Below are 19528 nucleotides of genomic sequence, written 5' to 3' on the forward strand. Positions count from 1 at the left end.
ACCTCTAATAAAAACAAATGAACTTCATTTTGAACTAGATGATATTCGATTGTAGTATCTGTACATTTCGTGTGATACAATTTGTGCTCTAAGTCCAAAAGATGATGCTTATGTCGAAAAGTGGAACATTCCCTGAGTTTCTAACAGTTAACAAAAAAACGGATAATTTTTTTATTTCAATTAATAAACAAGGACCACATTCTTTTGTAATGCTGGGAGTGTATGACCAAAATAAAGTCCGTCATTTACTTTGTCGCGTAGGTAAATTTGGCAATGTTGGCGCTATAGCATCTGACCTCCATTTAGTGGAGCATCTACCTGATGATCTTACAAAATATAAAAAGAGCTATGTATATTGCAACGACGTTGCAGAGAAAAAAATGTATTATATTAAAGAAGGATGTGACCTTCATTCGTGGTCTGAATTACCTGTTGATCTAGAAAAATTCAAAGAGAGTTATATTTACTGTAATAATAAAGAAGGTAAAAAATTATATTATATCAAGTCAGACGGGACATCTGAAGAAGTAACAATTAATGATTTTATACTATTTGATAACAATCTTAAAAAGATTAAGAAAAATAAATCTAACTTATGGCATCTTACTACGGAGCAAGTGAACTCGTTAATCACAGCAGACGGAGGCCATAATCTGGGGATAGCTGAAGAAGTAAAAATAGCTGATTTCGATAAATTTGATAGAAATATAAATAAAATTAATCCGAAAAAGGCTTCCCGGTTGCATCTTAGCGGTGCTCAATTTTATGAAATGATTACCTTAAATGGCGGTTATACGCAGGATGTGGATTCAGATTATTTCATGCAAATGGAGTTTATCTGCAACGCTCTTTTTTTTGCGAACAAGGGAGTGTTGATGGATGAAGGAATCTCTCGTAAGAAAAGGCACAGGAGTAAAATTTCTTATCAAGCCTACGACATCACATATGAGCAATATGTAGAGTTTTTGAGAGTTTTAGAAGCCTCGCAGTCATTTTATAACCAATTTAAATGTTACAAACCACATACCACAACTGATGAGGAAGTCACATTAAAATTTGGTGGAGAGAAAATTTTACCTCCTCTTGACGTCAATCAAATAAATCCAAATGACATCGATGTAAATAGAATAAAAGCCAGCGTTAGTGAGTTGCACGTTGGCAATACATGCAGACACTCCGCAATAGCACTTATTGAAGCAACCCAGCATGCACCAGTTTCTTCTTTGGTTTCCTCCACTTTTTTTATGGAATTACCTTATGAAACGGAGTTGGAATTTGGCAGCCCTAGTGAAAATATTCCATTCTATGTTCTTCCACAGCCACCAATAGCATTTTTTGTATCAAATAATACAAAAAAGAACCTAATTACAAAGCTATACGAGCGAATGGAGAATATGCTACTTCTTGAGCCTTGCTCTTCGTCTACTCAGAAGAAATTCCTGAGATTGAAAGAGTTATATTTGGATATCGTTGGACCAAGTCAAAATTTTTCGCTTGACGAATTACTCACGCATATTCAGAACTGGAAAAAAGAAAATAAGACTACTTTAGAAACTTTAAGGAAAACATATTTTTGGGATACTCTTCCTTTTATCAAAAGACAATCCTCTACGATGAAGCTAATTACTGAAGTAGAAGAAGAGCTTCAAAGAAATAGAACACTGAAACCTGATTCCTAGTGCATATAATTTCTGGTGTTCTCTTGTGAGTCCAAAAAGCATATCATAGATAATTCCAGGGGTTTTCCTACTAAAGCCTAATGATCAATTACAACCCTGATAATTGATCATTAATCAAAGGAGTGGATATGAAACTTTATTATACTAAATCAGCATGCTCATTAGCTGTACGTATTGTTCTTAATGAATTAGGTCTTGATTTTCAAGATGAAGAAGTCGATTTAAAAGCAAAGAAAACGAGCTCAGACGAAAATTATCTATTGATTAATCCTAAAGGTGCTGTACCTGCGCTTTCTCTTGATAATGGAGAATTACTGACTGAAAATCAGGTCATCTTACAATATTTGGCGGATATCACACCTGGTCAAAAGCTTTTACCATCAGTTGGTGATTTAAGAAGATACCATACTCTGGAATGGGTTAATTATGTTGCTACGGAATTGCATAAGACGTTAGGCATGTTTTTTAATCCTAATCTCAATGAAGAAACAAAAAACATTTTTATGTCGGTAATTAATATGAGGTTGAAGTATGTTAACGAGCACCTTGCAACAGGGCCTTATTTAATGGGCAAGGATTTTACATTGCCGGATGCTTATTTGTTTGTCATACTACGTTGGGCTCATTATTTTAAAATGGATCTTTCTGCATATAAACATTTGGAACAATTCATGAACGTTGTTGCAGAACGTCCAGCTGTTGTGACCTCGTTGCAACAGGAAAAATTATAATAAGTACTTATCCCATATTAAGAACGTTCGAATTTTTTTATTGACCATTTCATCTGTATTTAAATCCGATCGTTCTTCAATTTTTTTGCTTCGAGAGTAAGAAAATTACTCTCTCTAATTATTTTGGAAGATAAATATGCCTATAAAACCTACATTTCAGGGTGGAATAGATCTAAATTTTTCCTCGCAAAGTAAATTTGAGACCATTGAGGGAGTGGCGCAAGAAATGCAGGCTCCCATTATTGCTCGCAATGCAGTACGATTTTTAATGATGGGATGGACAGAGCAGTGGACTGAGTTTTTAACCCCGGCAGTGGCGCATGCCATTTTTGTAAAACGTGATCATGAGTTATTAAGAGAATTACGTTTTGCTTTTCAACAAGGTTTTTTAGAGCTTTTTGAGCAATTAAGAAATAAACAGTTAACTGAAGAACAAGAGGAACAGGTCCATCTATATTTGAGTAATTGCTTAACCTTACTCCCTTATGGTGATTTAACTCGTTATGAATCAATCAAAATTCCTCAATATATTGATGGAAATTGGGAGCTTGTCGAGTACCTAGTTAAACCAATCGAATTAACAGAACGTTCAGGATGGAAGCGTTTTTTTATCCAAGATACTGATCGCGTTTTTGCTTATGGACTTGAACCTCTTTTTCATAGAAAAGCTGAATCTCATTTAATTTTTATGGGGACAACTTACCCAGCTGGACAAGGTTTTCTACCCCAAGTTAATACTGATTCCAATGGTTTTGAAACAGTCGGCGAATCGCTTTATATAATGGGTCGAAAAAGAATTCACGAATGGCTAAATACACAAAACAATAAAATACATGTATGTGGGGTAAGTTTAGGAGGTTCTTTAAGTTTATTGCTCGCCATTGATAAAGGGGATTATAAACTTTCACGTGTTGATGCATTGAATCCCGCGGGGCTTCATGACTCCAAAAGAACCTATGATTATTGGGATGAATTGCTTGATAAGCCGATAGTTGTCGTGCAAAAGCAAGGCGATGATCCGGTTTCAGCGTTCGGGAGCTGGAAAGATGATTGGTACATTATTCAAGTAACCCCGCCAAATGAAAAAAAGGGGCCTAATTGTTTTTGCGATCATTTTTTAAATTATGCCGGTTTTGCTGGTACAAAGTTCGATTACATTGAAGCAGAACAGGATAATATCAAACGAAAAACACGTAATTTTTGGCTTTATACACTCGGGAGAAGCCTAATTTACGGTTTTATCTTGCTTCCTTATACTTATGCAGTGCGTCCACTTTTTTATTTCCTTGCCCAAAACTGGAGGATTACAGTACCCGTTTTGGGAATTTTAGTCAGTGCATCCCTTGCTGTTGCCGGTGTTTTACCACTTCTTGCGTTTTTGGGCATCGTTGGCGGTTTATTTGCCAGCATTTTTATCTCCTCCTGTTGTTTCCCTAAAAATAAAGTTTCAAAAGTGGCCCCTGTCCAAGCTGAGCACTTAGAAAAAGAAGGACTTGCGCAATTACATGATCCATCTCTTGCCCGTAATCCAACTATGGATATTTATAGTAATCATAATGCTGTAGAAGTAGATTTGACTTATCAACAAATACATACTTATTATGATGTAATGCGTCGTCTTGTAAAAAATAAGCCTTCTTTGCCGAGCGAAGAAAAGAAAAGCAAACATATTGATGGAGTTACCAAAAAATCCTTACTCCAAGAATGCTCAGAGCCTAAGAAACATGATTTTGTAGTGCCGTTCAGAGTTACCCCAGCCAAAGCAGCTCATATACGACATACTTTAACTTTGGTGCAACAATTGGGAATTGAGAATGAAAATTTAAAGCCTAGTTTAGAAGAATGCTACACTGAATATTGCATTGGCAAGCATAGATAATTGAATTCGAACTCGATTTAGGCTTCTTTCTACTAGGTATATCATTCAATGATAATTGGGAATAGGGAGATAAATTTTGTCTGGAGGAACTGTATTTAAAGGGGGATTAGAACTAAAATTTTTTGAACAACAAGAGTTTGAATCTCTTGATGGCATTGATGTGTCTGCACAAGCCCCTATTTTAGCGCGTAATATATTGCGTTTCTTCACTATGGGATGGACAGGATCCTGGACTCAATTTTTAACCCCGACTGTTTTATATTCTTTTTTTCTTCAACGTGACACCGATTTATTAAGAGAAATTCGTTTTGCCATGCAACAAGGATTTTTGGAGCTCTTTAAGCAATTGCAAGGCAAAGACTTGTGTACGGAAGAGGGAGAACAGGTACAACTTTATTTGAGTAATTGTTTGTCTATGCTTCCTTATGGTGATTTAACTCCTTATGAGTCCGTTACCATCCCTCAATGTATTGACGGGCATTGGGAGTTGGTTGAATATCAGGTTACTCCGATTGAATTAACAGAACGGCATTGGTGGAAGAGTTTTTTTACCTATGATAATGATCGTGTTTTTGCTTATGGTCTTAAGCCAATTTTTCATGAGAACGCAGAGTCTCATTTAATCTTTATGGGAACTACTTATCCTGCAGGCCAAGGTTTTCTTACTCAAATAAAGACTGACTCCAAGGGATTTGAATCGGTTGGTTTGTCTTTATATCGTAGTGGTCGAGAGCGAATAAGAGCCTGGCTAAACCAACAGAAAAATACAATTCATGTATGCGGGGTAAGTTTGGGTGGCGCTTTAAGTTTATTGCTTGCTATCGATAAAGGAAATTATAAGTTATCACGTGTTGATGCTTTGAATCCTCCTGGACTTTATGATCCTTTATTTAAAAGTGGCTTTGATTATTGGGATGAATTAAATGACAAGCCCAAAGTTGTAGTGCAAAAACAAGGTAATGATCCGGTTTCAGCTTTCGGAGTTTGGAAAAAAGGTTGGGATATTCTTCAGGTTGTACCCCCGCAAGACAAGCAAGGACCCAATGCTTTTTGCGATCATTGCTTAAATTATGCAGGATTTGCAGATACCGAGTTTAGATATATTTCTGTAGAAGAGGACAATTCTCAACGTAAAACGCACCATCTTATAATTAATGCGGCTGTGAGATCGTTTATTTATTATTATGTATTAGTTCCTTTTACATATGCAGTTCGTCCATTTGGATATTATGTGTTGAATAAATTGCTTCCTCAAAGCACTGGGAGTCCATCATCTCAGAGCATCGCTGGATTAGCTAAAATACATCATCCTTCTCTTCTTAGAAATTCATCAATGGATATGTATGATGAAAACAATACCGTTGAAATCGACCTTACCTACCAACAAATAAATACTTATTATCAAATAACACGCTGTCTAATAAAGGGGAAACATTTTTTACCTGCAAAAGAACAGGAAAGCAAACACACTCAAGGAATTACAAAAAAAACTTTATTGGCAGACAGTGATGATTTTAAGAATGCTCATTTGCAGGTCTCTTTTAAAGCAACCAAGGCCAAGCTGTCTCACATACTACATACTTTAAGTTTGGTTCGCCAATTGGGGTTGGATAATAAGGAGAAACTAAAATCTATATTAGAAAAACATTACGAAACATATCGGTTAGGCAAGTAGTAATTATTTTGGAAGATATTTATGCTGTATGAATGAAGGCGATATTCATATTAAGTCCATGCTCACGCCATCCTGAGCAGACTGTGGATCCCCTGCTTTAGCATTAGCGCTAATGCCCTAGCGCCTGACTGTAGATCCCTCACTACATTGGGGATGGCGTATCAGTAGATGTCCGGAATCGGGTAACTACAATCAGCAAAGACATACTTCCATTAGTCGTGATAAAAACTAATTAAAAACGAAAAATCAGATGTGCGGCTACTGAATAAAGAAACGGATAATACGTGTCTGCCGGGTTAAGTTGCGATTCTCCATAACCAGCAGTAAAATTACCGGCAATTTCACCCATGATGTGCTCAGTGAAATTATAATTTACGCCAACGCTAAAAGCCGGTCCGGGACGCCAATCATCAACAACAATATCTTTACGATGTACGCCTGCCACTCCTGCGCCAGAAAAAATTTTCATTTGGGAATGAGGAATAGGGACCATAAGTTTTCCCATTAAAGTTAGAGTTTCCGTTTGCGATGATAAATTTTCCAAGCCATCATGCTCAAAACTGAATAAACTTATGGAATCAAAAAGAACATTTGCCTCAGGAAAGTGGGTGTAGTTTACTTCAATTGCAAAAAAACGAGTAAATTCATATCCCGCCATTATACCCCAAACACTTCCGCCTTCCTCAACACTGGTCGGTGTAGATAGCATCAAGGCAACATTTTGGTTTTCTTTGGTGGGAACCAAACCTTTCCACGTAGTTGAACCAAACCCGCCAATTGCACCTACGTAAAAAGGATGATGTGGTTTATTCTCTGTCTCTGCCAAACAAGGAGTAGAAAGAAATAAAAATGATAATAAGAATAATTTCGATTTTTTATTATGCACAATAATTACTCTATCAAGATTGCTTTGCTCATTAGCATTGTGTTGGGCCGAAGCCCAACCTTAATCCATTTTTTGACTTTAATTTGCTTTAAGTTACTGACATGGCTTTTTAGTAGCGCTACATATTCTGCCGCGAGAATCAACTCCTCCCTGACGATAACAATTCCAGTTATCAAGGCAATCTTGTTTTGTAGTATAAGGTTGAGCCGCACATGCTTTATCCAATGAGCCATAGACACTTACCATACGCGCGTAAAGCATATTCATATCTTGGCACATACCAGAAGGCAAGCCTGAAGAAGTACAATAGCAGGTTGCAACTTTCTTAAATGAGGAACAAAAATTTACATCATTAGTCGGTACAGCATTACCGCAAGTACTACCGTATGAAAAAGCAGAGAAACTGAGTAAGCACATTAAACCAGCAAAAAATCCTCGTATCATTTTAACATCCTCTAGTTAACTCGAAAATTTATCCAAGTTACTCTATCAGAAAATTAATCGGGCTGCAAAAGGCATCGGTATTAATATGTGATTTTAATATTGTGAAGAACAATAAAGTATTCTTAATTTAGCACTTATCAAAGCGGTTGTTCCTCATGTTCATATTTTATAGCGGCTTCGGGCGAACTCTTTACAAATGCTACGGAGTTCATAATCTGAATTGCTTCCAAAGCAATTCGCTTGCGAAACTCGGGTTTTAAATTTGCTGAAATAACCAAGTAGTGAGCATTTTGATTGTCATTCCGAACAAAGCTGGCTTCAAAAATATAATCTATTGCCAGTAAATCATCATTATTGTTTTTAATCTGTTTCGTATTCAAACCAAATAAATCAAAATTTTTATTAGGCCGGTCTATAAAATTACTTCTGATGTTTAGGTTAATGACAAATTTGGTATTACGTTTAAATGAAATCAAGCGACTGCCACATCGTTTTAAGATCTTGCGATAAATGGAAGGTATTTTGAGGAGTTTTATATAAAGTGGGGTAATTAAATGGTTAAACAGATTTTCAAACATATTGGGTTTAAAAGAACTTATGGAACAAAGTTTTATTAAATTGGAGCAGTGCTGATAACTACTGGTGTCAATAATCGCATTGCGTATTTGTTTGGATAAGCCAGTCAAAGTTGCTTTGTCATCAAGAATAATTTTAGCGGGCTCGACTCTTAGAAAACAACCAATTGTATTATCATAAATGGGGTTGTCGCGTGTTGATTGAATGATATTTATATAAGTATAAGGTATTTCGTTTTTATAGCTACCACAGCAATTCCGTAAAGCTAATGCAATGACTGCACATAGTGCGTTATTAATACTGATGTGGTTTAGCTCACAAAAAAGCTTGAGGCGATCTAATGAGTCTTCTGGTATCACTGAGTATGTTGAATAAGGAACATGTTCAGCTTGCATATCACGGACTATGTATTCTTCGGGAAAAGTAAATAAATGAGTATCGCTGAGATACTTTTCCCAAAATTGAATGTCTTCATCCATATGCATTTTCATTGCGTTTCGTTCACTAAAAATATGCTCTTTAAAGTGTGAGTCCGGTTCAATTTGATCAAGCGTCAAGCGCGAATATTGATCATAAAATTGAGATAATTCAGAGAATAAAATATCAGTACAGTGATCATCGGAAACTAGATGCGGTATACAAATTTGTAGTTCCGACTCGTTCTCATGCAAGTAAAATAATTTGCCAATAATTAAAGGAGTATTTTTCGGCCATGGATAAAAATCAATTAATTGAGTCATTGAGTCTTGCAATTCATTTTCGCACTTTTGTGAAGAAAGCATTGTAAGATCGGTAGTTTCCAGTTTGAACGACCAGTTTTTCTGTGTTTTTTGAGCGGGTTTTAATTTGAATATTTGATAAGTTAATGCTTCATGCTTTTTTAAAATCGCTTGAAAAGCAAAATCTAAAGCCTTTTCATTTAAACGACCGCTGAAACGTTTTCTGGCGACAATATTTAATTTTTGGGCTCTGGGTTCAAATGTGTTGGATATCCAGAGTAAAAATTGGAAATCACTAAGAGGAAGATTAACTACTTTATGATAATTAGGAACTCTTATTGTGCGTTTTTTCTTGTTTTTCTTTGTATTCTTAATGATGAGGACTAATGTTGCAATGTTTGTGGCTTTATAAAAATCATGCAGGCTAATGTTTCTATTTAATTCATCATTTATTTTTGAAATGATCCGCGCTGCTGACAAAGAGTGCCCCCCTAAATCAAAAAAATCATCATGCACGCCGATGATCTGAACTCCTAATTCATCTGACCAAATTTGCGCAAGTTTTTTTTCCAAAGCAGTAACAGGCTCAACATAGTTATGGCTAGCAGTTAGTAAAGGAACAGGTAGTGCTGACTTGTCCAACTTACCATTCATGGTCAGAGGAAACGCATCCACTTTTACAAAAACTGTAGGGACCATATATTCCGGTAAATATTTGTGTAAATACTCACGTATTTGATTCGTATTTAAAGTGCCATTATGGTCTCTTAAAATGTAATAGGCTACTAGCCGTTGTTCTCCAAATGCGTCTTTTTGAGCAAGTAACGCAACCTCTTTAATACAGGGATGGTTCATCATGTATTTTTCTATTTCGCTAGGCTCAATACGATATCCACGTATTTTGACTTGCTCGTCAATTCTTCCCAGATATTCAATTGTTCCATCAGGACGCTTTTTGCATAAATCACCTGATTTATATAAACGAGTTTTATTCTCAGTAATAAACCGTTCTTGTGTTAATTGAGGTTGATTTAAGTAACCGCGAGCCAGACATGTTCCACCAATAAATAGCTCACCTACTTCTCCATCAGGAACAGGTTGATTATTGGCATCGAGAATAACGCAACTCATATTAGTACCTGCTATGCCAATAGGAACATTAATATCCAGATGGTTGCAGTTTAAATGAGTTACTTTATAAGTTGAGACGGCAACCGTTGCTTCAGTTGGCCCATATTCGTTAAATAGAACATGTTTAGGATACGATGCAAGCCAGGATTGGCATTCAGCAGCGGATAAATTTTCCCCTCCGAGAATAATGGAATGCAGCTGTGACAATGTAATGAAATTATTTTTTACTTCGTGCAAAAGGACTTTAAAGTAACTTGGAGTTAATTTTATGATGTTGACGCGTGATTTTGCCAGATATTGCAAATACGAGCGAACTTCCTTCTTGGTAGTTTCTTCGCAAAGAACAACAGTTAACCCGAGCATTAAGGGTACTATGGTAGTCGTCACTGACATATCAAAAATAGGATTTGCAGAAAAATCGATACGCTGTTGCGGTTTGCATTGTGTATAGTTGGCAAACCAGTGACAGTAATTGATGACTGAACGGTGTTCAATAAGCACACCTTTCGGAGTTCCAGTAGAGCCCGATGTATAGATTATATATGCTAAATGCTCTGCAGTATTTGTTGGAGATGGATTGTCAATTACCTGTCTGCTGATATCCTTATCATTTATGTCCAGTACTATTACTGTTCCCTGGTACGGTTTAAACTTATCTTTGAACGTCGATTTAGTAATTAAAATCGATGCTTGGCTATCATGAAGTAAAAACAATAAACGCTCTTCGGGTTGGGATGCATCTATAGGCAAATAAGCAGCGCCTGCTTTTAAAATGGCTATCATTGTAATGAGAAAATCAAAGGAACGCTCCAAACAGAGCGCAACAGGGGTATCCGGCTTTAAACCTGAGCTTTGTAAGTAATGGGCGAGTTGATTGGCTCTTTGATTAAGCTCACTGTAAGTCAGTTTTTCATTCCCTTTTAGAGCGGCAACATGATTAGGGTAATGATGCGCATGCTCTTCGAATAAGGCTTGTATTATTTTTTTATTCGCCATTTTTTATCCTAAATTCGGCAGTTAAGGAGTAGCGTAAAACTAAAAACTTATGCTGAATTTAAAAGTCTTGTAGTTATTTTTTATGAACTATTCATGGCTTCAATATTCTTGAATTCGTTCGTCTACTATAAAAAATAACTAAAAAACCTTTAAATTCAGTATAGTAGACGGTTTGAGTATATTCAAATTTGCATTTGGGGCTATAGCTTCGGTAGAAGTCGATCCAGCCATTTGGGTAGATACCAGACCCAATTTTTAAAGATTGCCATGGTTGCTGGTACTAAAAAGCTTCGGATCAAAAAGGCATCAACGAAGATAGCGACTGCAATGCCTAGTCCAAATGCTTTGACCATTAAGACATCAGCGATCAAAAAGGAACAGCTAATCACAATAACAATAAGAGCAGCACTGGTAATGATGCGACTGCTTTTTTCAATGCCAAAAATAATGCTGCTGTTGTTATCATGAGTTAATTGATGCGCTTCTTTGATTCGAGAAAGCAAAAATACTTCATAGTCCATCGAAAAACCAAACAGGGCACAAAATATAATTACCAATAAGCTGATGTCGAGCATTTCTTGCGGTTGAAAGTTAAGGATGCTGGAGAAGTATCCCTGTTGAAATACAAAAACAAGGGCACCATATGCGGCACATAGACTTATTAAGGTCATTATAATTGCCTTCAGAGGCAAGAACAGTGATCTTAATAATAGAAGCAATATCAGATAGGAGAATACAATAATCCATATGATGGCATAAGGTAGATAACGATAAATACTGTGTAGCACATCAACGTTACTCACCGTTACACCAGTAAGTTGAACTTTTAATCCTGAGCCTAATTTTATATTTTGTAATTCACTCACCAGTTTCTTCGTTTCCTCTGAGTTCACGGGATACTTGCTAATGACATTAAGGATCGCCATATGTTTGGTTGTTGTCGTATCCAATAATTGCTTAACCTGGGGATCAAGCAGTTTTTTATTCAAATGATAAAGTGTGTAATATTGATTCTTTTTTAGCTCGGAATTGCTACTGATAATACCATTAACCTCTTTGACACTTGGATTCTCTTTCAATTTATGGACCAATTTATATATTTTCGACAGGTTATGACGTGATAAAATTGATGAAGAGGGCGCTTCAATCACCAGGATTACAGGGCTTAATTGTTCAATCTCAAATTTCTTTGCATAGGTGTCATAAAAGGCACGGTTCGCTGATTTCTCCGGGAAAATACGATAGTCTGATATACCAAATTTCGCCTCTAAAAATGGATATCCAAGCACTAATAGAAAAATGAGAATGGGAAAGAAAAAAAGATAGGGATGATGAACAACTCGCTCAGCGAGCCAACGCCACGAACTAGAACGATTTTTGTTTTTAAATATTATGTGGACTGATAAAAAATTAATTTTTGATTTCAATACGGCAAGAATCGCAGGTAAGAATATAGTAGAGATTAATACCGCAAAAAATACAGCAGCCAAACCACCAACTGCAACTGAAAAAAGAATGTTGACCGGGAATAAAAATAAAGCACTGAGGCTTACAAAAACGGCTAAACCACTAAAAAAAATGGCTTTTCCCGCGGTTTCCTGTGTGGTTGCTATCGCTTCTTCAATATTTAATCCGTTCTTTAATTCATCTCTAAATCGATTAATAAAAAACAATGAATAGTCAAGACAGAGACACAGGCCGAGCAATAAAGCGATGTTAATGGTGAAAATAGAAAGGGTGAACAGATGCCCAAAGAAATAAAGTGTTGTTAGGATGATTATGGCACATCCGCCACCCAGAATAATTGGAAGGGTGGCCGCGACTACTGATCCAAATACAAGAATCAAGGTGATAATCGCTACGGGTGTGGCGACAATATCCGCTTTATAAAGGTCGGTTTGGGTTTGTTGGTTCACATTTTCTACGAAAAGCGGTTCACCTCCAATCCACATCGTCATCTGGCTCGGTGTCTTTATGGATTGTTTAAACTGATTTAATAAGTCATTGCTAAGTGGTTTATTACTTTTGATGATCACTGCAACATAAGCTGTATGTTTATCTTTGGAAATTTGATGCGTATCATCAGGGTAAATGATTGTGTGTTTAATCGGAAAATCTTTTAAATCAGACAAAGATTTCTTAATTTTTTCTTTAAATTTATCCTTTGTAGCCAAGAGCTGTTTGCTGTGATACATGATAAGAAATTTATTTTTATCATTATATCCCAATTGTTGATTCACATACTCTTCGGCACGAGCACTGGCAGAACTCTCATCAATAAATCCAGTTGTTTTAAATGGAGAAATTATGTGTGGCAAAAAGGGCATGCAGAGTGAAATGGCAAGCAACCATAAAACTATAATTGGCCATCGAAGTTTATTTATAAATCTTCCCAATCGGTACGACAGTGCTTTTTTTTTCATATTATCGTCGAAACTCCAAATTTCGTAAACTCATAAAAAATAATGACTCTTTAATTATATTAGTATAAATTAGACATTATGTGTAAATAAATGAGTGAAAAGCTATTTGTGCATCAATATCAAGATTTAATAACTCTTTTTAACCATTGCTTCGGCAAAGAATTTAATACCAGGCTCATTAAAGGTGATGATGAGCCAATCTATTTACCTGCTAATGAAGAGCGTTCGTATCACGCGATATATTTTGCTCATGGTTTTTTTAGCAGTGCCTTACATGAGTGTGCTCATTGGCTCATTGCAGGGGAAGAGCGCAGAAAGCAAGTAGATTTTGGGTATTGGTATATGCCTGATGGGCGTACTGCAGAACAACAAGCTTTATTTCAACATGTTGAAGTAAAGCCGCAAGCGTTGGAATGGATTCTTTCCAAAGCTGCCAGACATAAATTTCATATTAGTATTGATAATTTAAATGGCGCGGAGGCAGACACTGTTGCTTTTAAGAAGGCGGTTTATGAACAAGTAGTCCGTTATTGTCAGCATGGATTATCTCCACGTGCACAAAAATTTCGTGAGGCTCTAAGTTCTTTTTATGGTCAATCAACTGTTTTAAGGGCTGAAGATTTTTCTTTAGAAGAGTTGTGAGTTCCAAATAGAAACCATATAGCCAGGGTGCTGCCCCCTGGCTATATATCGATACATCAATGATGCAATACCACACCTAAAGTCCAATCCAGATTTTGTGCTGAAGGAACATAATTTACCTGTTGATTGGCTGTTAAACCATAACCTTCAACCATCAATGCATAATAAAAAGCAGGTAAGAGACAATATGACTCAATGTATTCATTGTTGGGGAATTGATTACTAAGAGTATCCCATTGTTGATGGCAAATCAGATTATTTGCTTGTTGCAACAAATCTTGAATAGTCAATTGATTGTTTTTAAATTGGAATGGTTTGCTTTCTGCAAGATTTGGAAAACCTCCGATGGCATACCATGAATTAATATGACTCGCAGAAAGAATAGGTTGTACTTCTTTTTTGACCTTATGCATTTTAATTAAGGGGGATACTTCTTGCTCACAAATTAAGGCATCACCTTGTCCAGAACGTCCGTCAGAAAGTGGGTACCCATCTGAAAAGCAGGAGGCTGTATCTAGAAGTTGATGTGCCATCTCGTTTTGTCCAAGTCCCAGGAAACTGTGGACGGATAAATTAATATGTTGACCGTAAAGGTCCAATTCAACTTGTGTCCCTTTCTGTTCAGTATTTTTTTGTATTGGGAAAACAATTTGTACTGAAGCCCCACCAATATCCATGACTCCTACGGCGTTACTAGAATACGACTTGAGTGCATCTATATGATAATTTACCGCAAGCCAGTCGTATAATGCTTCATCATGCCCTGTAATGGTTTTGGCTTCTATAAGTTGCCATGCAGATTGCTGATTAAACCATTTTTGTACTTCCTGATAATAAATTTTTTGTTTGGTTTGGGGTACAAGACGCATGCCTGCTGTTGCATAAAAATAAACAGGGATCTGTTGTGCTGGAGCCCCAGAGAACAGGGTAGTCAGATATGCATCTATAGTATTTTGATTTGCTTCAATCGTTGCAAATCCTGGTTTGATCTTTTTGGACCATATTTCAGCAATATGAGATGGAGTGTTGGTTTCATCAAGATCATAAGCAAAAATATGAAGCCTTGAACCGGTACTTCCTGCATCGACAACGGCAATGCATTGATGTTCAGAACATGCGGAAGAATCAGCATAAACATCATTAACTACTACAAAAAGGCAGGAGATAAGGAGCAAAAAACGCAACATAGTTAAAATTCCAATAAAAAAGTAAACAAATGATACATTATGTATTTTTTATTTTCAATATGGTATTATGTGGAAAAAATGATACACTATTTTTTTATATTTTTATGCAGGTTGAAAGTACCTTCATTTTTTCTGGTTGGATTAAGAGTCTAACCTGCTTTTATTTAGATCAGTTTTTTCAGGCAGTATCATAATGATAAATCAAGAGTATCGCGGTTCTATTTACGCCATTTTATCCGGATTTCTTTACGGTTTTATTGGTTATTTTGGTTTAAGTGCGATTAATGGCAATCTATCCGCGAGCACAATGTTGTTTTGGCGCTTTTTAATTTCCAGCATGATTATTTTAATTATCATGCTGCCTAAAATAAGAAAAACGAACGATTCTTATAAAAATATGGCTGTTGCCTTTTTAACCGGTGCTTTTTTTTACGGTATCTCAACCTGGCTTTATTTTTTAGCATCTCAATATATAGGTTCTGGATTGGCGATGGTTATCTTTTTTACCTATCCGGTACTGATTATGTTGCTCAATTATTTCTTTTATGAGCAGTCTATTCCCTACGTTTATTATTTCGCTATTCTGGTTATTTTAATTGGCATGGTGCTTATGGTGGACTTCGATGCATTGTCTTTTAACTTATGGGGGATTTTGTTAGGCATTGCCTCTGCATTTTTTTATGCATGTTACGTAATTGGCAGTAAAAGAAATGAGCTCTCTCCAAATATGTCTACTTTTATGGTTTGTTTGGGATGCATGGTAACCAGTTTATTTGTTTCTCTTTTTAATCATTCTTTTTCAACCCCGTCTTCAATGGATGTTTGGTATCATCTTTTTGGAATTTCAATTATTGCAACTGTCACTCCAATTATTTTGTTGCTGTATAGCTTGAAATATATTAGCTCAGAAAAGGCTTCTATTTTATCTGTTTTAGAGCCAGTATTTGTGGTTATTTTCGGAGTATTCCTCTTGGGTGAAGAAGTGAGTCTCTGGGGCCTGGTGGGAATTGTGTTAGTATTAGCCGGTGCGCTGATCACTTTATTCAGTCATAAAATCAATCTTGGCCAATTGAAATTTCAATTTATGCGGCGCAGTGAAGATATTGGCTAATAGGGTGGTTCAGGATTAGTTCAATTTTTTTCATCACCGACATCTGAGTTGTAGCCTGGATGAAGATTTAAGCTGCAACGCGGGAGATCCCCGCGTTACAGCAGTGAGCGGATATTATTAATACCAACTTCCATTACAACCGCCACAGCCACCACAATCACTTGCACAAGTCCCGCAACATGGATTGCCACTAGAACAGTTGACTAAGAAAGCAGTTGAACACACTAGGATTACAGCCAGTATTATTTTTTTCATTACCTATCCTTGTTATAGTATGTATATTAACTATACTCTACGATTTTTAGTTTAACCAATCTATATTCAAGTTTTCCAACTTTCTATCTACTCTAAATTGAGAAGATAGTAAATAAATAAACTTTAATTTTCTGCAATTTGTAGCCATTGCAATTTCCATAAATTATAAATAAATATTTGATTTTGTGTAGTATTTAAATAAGCTGCAAGAAATTGATGAGATAGGTAACGATTATTGGCCACATAGCTTAGTAAATCATGAGACACATCAACGGTATCCCATTCACAGCCGTTAATATAAAGTTGATATTCGGATTGCTCATCCGGACTTTGATAAGCGAAACGACATGATGCATCTCTGATGAGATTTAATCCGGCTTTTATTTCTTCAATAAAACTTGATCTGTCGATTAACTCATCGTCTTCTAGTGGCAATGGTAATTCATGCGCTGCTTGTTGATCCAGCTGTGTTGCAAAGCATCCAAACCAGGATTTCATTATTTTTTCATCACTAATTAATTGCTGTAACAGTTTTTGCGCATTTTGCCAGGCTGGGCGAGTGATTTCAGAAGTATTGCGCAAATGAGACCAGTCTGGATCGTGATATAATGTTTTGAATGTATCTTTTTCAGCTAAATACTCACCAAGACTATCGAGTAATTCTTGCCCTTGATAACTACGGTAACCAAAGGAATAAGTCATACAGTCCTGTGTAAGAGAAATGCCATGGTGTCCTACATGTGGAGGAAGATACAACATATCTCCTTCTTCAAGAATTATGCGTTCTTCAACATCAAATTGTTCCATGATACGAAGTTCGAGATCTTTGATGTAATTTTCATTATTGCACCTTTTAGTGGTAAGAGACCATTCACGTCGCCCCAAACCCTGATATAAGAAAACATCATAATTATCGTAATGAGGTCCAACGCTACCATGAAGTGCTGCATAACTAATCATGATATCGTCGACTCGCCATTGGGGAATAAAATTAAAATGTTCAAGCAACGCATAAACTTCAGGAATTAATCTATCTACTCCCTGGACGAGTAAGGTCCAATGTGTTGAGGGTAGGGTATTAAAGTCATGTTCAGAAAATGGGCCGCGTTTTAAATGCCATTGGGGGACGGCATGGGGTGTTTCCAAGACAAGACGACTTTCAATATCCTCTTCAAGAGCAAGACCAGCCAATTCATCGGGAGATAATGGATTAATAAAATCTGGCAATGCATCGCGAATTACTAGAGGCTTTTTTTGCCAAAATTCACTGAGAAAAGTTTCTAAAGAAATTTGCTGAAGATTAATCATGCGTAGTTAATACTCCTCATAGCCGTGTAATTTATTTTTTTGACCAGTCCAGTGCAGCTGGACCCGGGTGCATTTTTAATTTGATTGTAGAATGCGTTCTAACTCACCTTTTGCTTGTCGAGAGAAATTGATTAAATCACTTTCTTTTTCAAAAAAATCAAAGGATTGAATTAATGTTGCCTCATCGTGTTTTTTGAACGCTGTTGCTTTTCGCAGAATTTCCTCATGCGTGTATCCTAGAAATTTCATAACCTCTTTGGTCATGCTCAAAGAGGAATCAAATAATTCTCTAATGAAATAATCTACACCTGCGCGATATAATTCATAAGCATGGCGACGATTACGAGCTCTGGCATAAATTTTTAAATGGGGAAAATGTTGTTTGGCTAACTTCACAATCTTTAAATTAGCTTCTACATTTCCCACCGCGACTATGAGCAGTTTTGCGTGTTCGGCTCCAGCGCTTTTTAACATATCCAATCGGCTTGCATCTCCGAAATATCCGATATAACCAAATTTTCTGAGCAGTTCGATTTGTTCTGGATTTTTTTCCAATACTGTAATTTTTATATGTTCACCGTTAAGTAAGCGCCCTATAATTTGGCCAAAACGTCCATAACCTGCCAGAATTATTCCATTTTTTTCATTAAATGAATCATATTCTCGCTCAGGTAAAAAACTCATGAATTTAGGTATGACAAATCGATGATAGAAAAGCATTAAAAAGGGAGTTGCCAGCATGGATAATGCAACAACCAGAGTAAAAAAGGCTGCAATTTCCTGATTGATTACTTTGGTTACACCCGCATATTCAAAGAGTACGAAAGCAAACTCACTCCCTTGCGATAGAGCAAATGCAAAACCTAGACTTTGCAATTTAGTTAAATCAAAGAAGCGTCCTAACAGATACAAAATAATGGCTTTGAAGGTAATTAAAGAAAGTACAGCAACAATAATTAAAAGGGCTTTGTTGGAAAAGAGAGAGAAATTCATTCCCATTCCTACAGAGATAAAGAACAATCCAAGCAAAATGCCCTTAAAAGGTTGAATATCAGCATCAACTGCATGTTTGTATTGGGAGTTAGCTAATACAACACCAGCAATAAAAGCCCCTAAAGCAGGAGAGACGCCTATAGACTCCATTAATAAAGTAACACCAACTACTAAAGCAAGAGAAAAGGCGGTAAATACTTCGCGCAAATTGGTTTTGGCAATAATTGAAAATAAATGCCTTGATAAGTAATGGCCAACTAAAATAACGGCACCGATCACTCCGGTTACCAAAATTGCATGTAGCCATCGAGGAAGATTCATGAGAAATGCTGTTTCGTGGATATTGATTTTTATATTTGCATGTTGTTCGAGTAATGGAATAATGATTAAGATAGGGATTACTGCAATATCTTGAAATAATAATACAGCGAATGAGGTTTCACCTTCGGCTGTTTTGAGTAAATTCTTTTCTTGAAGCATCTGCAAAACAAGAGCCGTGGATGAGAGGGACAACGCCATACTTATCGCTAAAGTTGCTCGCCAATCAAAACCAATGAGGAGTCCAACGGCTGTTAAGATACTTGTAGTTAAGAGTACTTGTAAACCACCCAAGCCCACTATGAGTTTGCGTAGTTTCCATAACATGGCTGGTTCCAGTTCCAAACCAATAAGAAACAACATCATGATCACGCCAAATTCACCAAAATTCATAATTTGTTGTGAGTTTCCTATCAGTTTTAACCCAAAAGGGCCAATAAGGATGCCAACGGTAAGATAGCCGAGTACGGAGCCCAATTTGAAACGACTGGCAATAGGGACCATAATGCTGGCGGCGGCAAGAAAGATGAAAATATTAAGCATTAAGTGACCATTCATAGTTTAAACTCTAATTG

Annotated in this window: 13 protein-coding genes; 6 read left to right on the top strand and 7 right to left on the bottom strand. The window is 36.5% G+C overall.

The genetic code is table 11. From position 1 onward, the window contains the following. Positions 1 to 380 precede the first annotated feature (380 nt). The 4 genes from BW930_RS13160 (at position 381) to BW930_RS13175 (ending at position 5964) form a co-directional block, all read left to right on the top strand. On the top strand, positions 381 to 1679 hold the full coding sequence (locus tag BW930_RS13160; RefSeq protein ID WP_432416319.1) for a hypothetical protein: 1299 nt from the start codon (positions 381 to 383) through the stop codon (positions 1677 to 1679). 128 nt (positions 1680 to 1807) lie between these two features. Next, positions 1808 to 2410 carry a glutathione transferase GstA gene (gene gstA / locus BW930_RS13165; protein ID WP_058467568.1) on the top strand — a complete coding sequence of 201 codons (603 nt, stop codon included), beginning with the start codon at positions 1808 to 1810 and terminating at the stop codon, positions 2408 to 2410. Between the two features lie 136 nt (positions 2411 to 2546). Next, the gene (locus BW930_RS13170) at positions 2547 to 4289 is read left to right on the top strand and encodes a hypothetical protein (RefSeq protein ID WP_058467567.1); all 1743 of its coding nucleotides are present in this window, start codon (positions 2547 to 2549) and stop codon (positions 4287 to 4289) included. Positions 4290 to 4365: 76 nt separating this feature from the next. Next, on the top strand, positions 4366 to 5964 hold the full coding sequence (locus BW930_RS13175) for a hypothetical protein (protein WP_058467566.1): 1599 nt from the start codon (positions 4366 to 4368) through the stop codon (positions 5962 to 5964). Positions 5965 to 6196: 232 nt separating this feature from the next. On the opposite strand, the gene BW930_RS13180 is transcribed toward BW930_RS13175, so the two are convergent. From BW930_RS13180 to BW930_RS13195, 4 genes are all read right to left on the bottom strand, one after another. Beyond that, entirely contained in the window at positions 6197 to 6850 is a 654-nt protein-coding gene (locus tag BW930_RS13180) for an outer membrane beta-barrel protein (RefSeq protein WP_058467565.1), read from the bottom strand. 93 nt (positions 6851 to 6943) lie between these two features. Then, a complete protein-coding gene (locus BW930_RS13185) occupies positions 6944 to 7294 on the bottom strand; it encodes a hypothetical protein (RefSeq protein ID WP_076547548.1) in 351 nt (116 codons plus the stop codon). Positions 7295 to 7431: 137 nt separating this feature from the next. Further along, positions 7432 to 10716, bottom strand: a complete 3285-nt coding sequence (locus tag BW930_RS13190) for a non-ribosomal peptide synthetase (RefSeq protein WP_058467563.1) — start codon at positions 10714 to 10716, stop codon at positions 7432 to 7434. Positions 10717 to 10916: 200 nt separating this feature from the next. Beyond that, positions 10917 to 13139: an MMPL family transporter gene (locus tag BW930_RS13195; protein ID WP_058467562.1), complete on the bottom strand. Its 2223-nt coding sequence runs from the start codon at positions 13137 to 13139 to the stop codon at positions 10917 to 10919. A gap of 108 nt (positions 13140 to 13247) precedes the next feature. Between BW930_RS13195 and BW930_RS13200 the strand changes: the two genes are divergently transcribed. Further along, positions 13248 to 13781, top strand: coding sequence for an elongation factor P hydroxylase (locus BW930_RS13200; protein ID WP_058467587.1), 534 nt, complete (start codon positions 13248 to 13250; stop codon positions 13779 to 13781). A gap of 56 nt (positions 13782 to 13837) precedes the next feature. Here the strand turns inward: BW930_RS13200 and BW930_RS13205 are convergent, their stop codons facing one another. Then, positions 13838 to 14968 (bottom strand): acetate and sugar kinases/Hsc70/actin family protein, encoded by a 1131-nt coding sequence (locus tag BW930_RS13205; protein ID WP_058467561.1) that lies wholly within the window; start codon positions 14966 to 14968, stop codon positions 13838 to 13840. Between the two features lie 193 nt (positions 14969 to 15161). Here BW930_RS13205 and BW930_RS13210 point away from each other — a divergent pair, with 193 nt between their 5' ends. Beyond that, positions 15162 to 16079, top strand: a complete 918-nt coding sequence (locus tag BW930_RS13210) for a DMT family transporter (RefSeq protein ID WP_172461589.1) — start codon at positions 15162 to 15164, stop codon at positions 16077 to 16079. Between the two features lie 378 nt (positions 16080 to 16457). Here the strand turns inward: BW930_RS13210 and BW930_RS13215 are convergent, their stop codons facing one another. Both BW930_RS13215 and BW930_RS13220 read right to left on the bottom strand, forming a co-directional pair. After that, positions 16458 to 17642: a JmjC domain-containing protein gene (locus tag BW930_RS13215; RefSeq protein ID WP_058467559.1), complete on the bottom strand. Its 1185-nt coding sequence runs from the start codon at positions 17640 to 17642 to the stop codon at positions 16458 to 16460. A 75-nt stretch (positions 17643 to 17717) separates the two neighbouring features. Then, positions 17718 to 19511, bottom strand: coding sequence for a monovalent cation:proton antiporter-2 (CPA2) family protein (locus BW930_RS13220; RefSeq protein ID WP_058467558.1), 1794 nt, complete (start codon positions 19509 to 19511; stop codon positions 17718 to 17720). Positions 19512 to 19528: the final 17 nt, after the last annotated feature.

It is taken from the genome of Fluoribacter gormanii, assembly GCF_900156395.1.
GTDB lineage: Bacteria > Pseudomonadota > Gammaproteobacteria > Legionellales > Legionellaceae > Legionella > Legionella gormanii.

Bases quoted from the DNA above. Each gene is read 5' to 3' on its own strand.
- BW930_RS13160 (WP_432416319.1), top strand. From the start codon at position 381: ATGTATTATATTAAAGAAGGATGTGACCTTCATTCGTGGTCTGAATTA.
- gstA (WP_058467568.1), top strand. From the start codon at position 1,808: ATGAAACTTTATTATACTAAATCAGCATGCTCATTAGCTGTACGTATT.
- BW930_RS13170 (WP_058467567.1), top strand. From the start codon at position 2,547: ATGCCTATAAAACCTACATTTCAGGGTGGAATAGATCTAAATTTTTCC.
- BW930_RS13185 (WP_076547548.1), bottom strand. From the start codon at position 7,294: ATGATACGAGGATTTTTTGCTGGTTTAATGTGCTTACTCAGTTTCTCT.
- BW930_RS13190 (WP_058467563.1), bottom strand. From the start codon at position 10,716: ATGGCGAATAAAAAAATAATACAAGCCTTATTCGAAGAGCATGCGCAT.
- BW930_RS13195 (WP_058467562.1), bottom strand. From the start codon at position 13,139: ATGAAAAAAAAAGCACTGTCGTACCGATTGGGAAGATTTATAAATAAA.
- BW930_RS13205 (WP_058467561.1), bottom strand. From the start codon at position 14,968: ATGTTGCGTTTTTTGCTCCTTATCTCCTGCCTTTTTGTAGTAGTTAAT.
- BW930_RS13210 (WP_172461589.1), top strand. From the start codon at position 15,162: ATGATAAATCAAGAGTATCGCGGTTCTATTTACGCCATTTTATCCGGA.
- BW930_RS13215 (WP_058467559.1), bottom strand. From the start codon at position 17,642: ATGATTAATCTTCAGCAAATTTCTTTAGAAACTTTTCTCAGTGAATTT.
- BW930_RS13220 (WP_058467558.1), bottom strand. From the start codon at position 19,511: ATGAATGGTCACTTAATGCTTAATATTTTCATCTTTCTTGCCGCCGCC.